We start from the raw sequence: 1,775 nt of genomic DNA on the forward strand, positions 1-1,775 counted from the left end.
CTACATTTGCAAACTCCAAAACTTGGGATATTAATTAAACCAATTTCATCTTCCTCAGTCGCTACCAATGCTCCCGAAATACTTCGGAAACTTTGACTAAGAACTGTCAACTTAGCTTGCCAAGTTCCTAAAGTGCAACACATAATAGCTCCATCAGTTACAATTTTTACCATTCTACTTTATTATAGGATTTGTACCTTTCTTTATGATTTCTCCTGTATTGGCATTTATTTTAATAGAAACTATATTTGGTCCTACCTTGTAATGAATAACCCATACTGGTATATTGGTTTTATCACTTACATATCGCCTTATAGAAACATTCTTATCGAATAAATCCAGCTTTAACTCTTCCTTTACAAACTTCTCCACCTTTTCCCATGGATAGTTCTTATAAGGGGCATCTTGGTCGTATTCAGCTATTAAATAACCATTCTCGTCATACTCTTTCCATATACCACTTTCAAAATCGTTATAATAGTACTTCCCTATCAGCTTAAGGGTCTTACTTTTATTGTAATACTCTCTATATGTACCGAATAACTCCTTATCTTTCTTGGCGTATTCAAAATAATTAGAACCATTCTCTCCTCCGAACTGACGTACCTTGCCTTTTAAATAACTTTTAAACTCATAGTCGTCATTTTCTCTATGTGTGTAATATTTCCATGAATCAAATTTCTCAGTTGTCCTTTCCATATTCTTGTTTTTTTGATGTTATTACTACTATTGTCTTGTGCCTTACAACTACCTATTACAACGAGTAATGTAAGTAAAATAATTATTTGTCTTATCATTTTTATAATTTTATTAGCAGTTCATTGATATTGTCTTTCAGTGTTGTTTGCTGTCAACCTTGTGGGTGGGGAAAACAAGGAGGATTCGGGGAGCTGCATTTGCAAACTCCAAAACTTGGGATATTACCATCCCGTTATTATCACCTTCTGTACTAACAAGAGCATCAGCTATCCTACGGAATGTTTGACTCGTCACAGTTAGGTTGGGTTTCTCTGTGCCGAGGGAACAATACATCGTTGCTCCGTGAGTTATGATCTTAGACATAAATTCTTTTTTAGTTCATTCAACCTTTTTATTCTATGGCTTGCAATATCTCTTTGCTGAGTAGTTCTCCATTCTTGGCATTCCATATATAAGTTATATCACCGCCTTTATCGGTTATGGTAATCGTCCAAAGAACAGAGTCTTTTTCAAATTTAGCATTGGGCGCACTTATCTTGCCAAAACTTATGCGAATACCTGGCTCATTCCCTTGTTTCACGAACTTCTCCTGACCCTTTCCTGTTTTCCTGTCTATATACCCTTCCTTCTCGAGCCAGCGCAGGATGTTTATAGGTTTCAGGCGCAGCTTCTCAAACTTCTTGTCCTCATCGGTTTCTTTTATAAGGTTGCCTTGATTGTCATACTCGCGCCAAATGCCAATATCAATAGATGAACAGAAAAAGCGTTTTCCCGACTCCATGAGAACTCCGTTTTTATGGAATATTCTTACTTCTTTGTAGTAAGTAAAAGGAGGGATTGTTACCAAAGCATCATAATCCTTATCAAAATACACCTTAACCTGTGTACTATCTCTATCCACATAAATGGCAAAGCTGTTGTCTCCATCTTTACCATTTACTTCCTTTGATTTTGCTTTTATAATATTGTACATCGAATCTTTCAGTTGTCTTCATTGTTGTTGCCTCCTTTGTCTTTTTTGCGTCATTGCAGCAAGTACAGTACAACGCAGTTAGTAATATTAGAATGAGATGTTT

General features: G+C 35.9%; 4 protein-coding genes. All 4 read right to left on the reverse strand.

From position 1 onward, the window contains the following. On the reverse strand, positions 1-173 hold a 173-nt coding region (locus tag HMPREF0666_RS17530), incomplete at its 3' end, for a PAAR-like protein (protein ID WP_009013307.1). 1 nt (position 174) lies between these two features. Further along, the gene (locus HMPREF0666_RS15390; protein WP_009013308.1) at positions 175-699 is read right to left on the reverse strand and encodes a hypothetical protein; all 525 of its coding nucleotides are present in this window, start codon (positions 697-699) and stop codon (positions 175-177) included. 135 nt (positions 700-834) lie between these two features. After that, on the reverse strand, positions 835-1,062 hold the full coding sequence (locus tag HMPREF0666_RS15395; protein ID WP_009013309.1) for a hypothetical protein: 228 nt from the start codon (positions 1,060-1,062) through the stop codon (positions 835-837). Positions 1,063-1,090: 28 nt separating this feature from the next. Next, positions 1,091-1,672, reverse strand: a complete 582-nt coding sequence (locus HMPREF0666_RS15400; protein ID WP_009013310.1) for a hypothetical protein — start codon at positions 1,670-1,672, stop codon at positions 1,091-1,093. Positions 1,673-1,775: the final 103 nt, after the last annotated feature.

The sequence above is a fragment of the Prevotella sp. C561 genome, assembly GCF_000224595.1.
In the GTDB taxonomy this organism is placed as follows: domain Bacteria; phylum Bacteroidota; class Bacteroidia; order Bacteroidales; family Bacteroidaceae; genus Prevotella; species Prevotella jejuni.

Excerpts from the sequence above, each read along its gene's own strand:
- HMPREF0666_RS15400 (WP_009013310.1), bottom strand. The coding sequence starts at position 1,672 with ATGTACAATATTATAAAAGCAAAATCAAAGGAAGTAAATGGTAAAGAT.
- HMPREF0666_RS15395 (WP_009013309.1), bottom strand. The coding sequence starts at position 1,062 with ATGTCTAAGATCATAACTCACGGAGCAACGATGTATTGTTCCCTCGGC.
- HMPREF0666_RS15390 (WP_009013308.1), bottom strand. The coding sequence starts at position 699 with ATGGAAAGGACAACTGAGAAATTTGATTCATGGAAATATTACACACAT.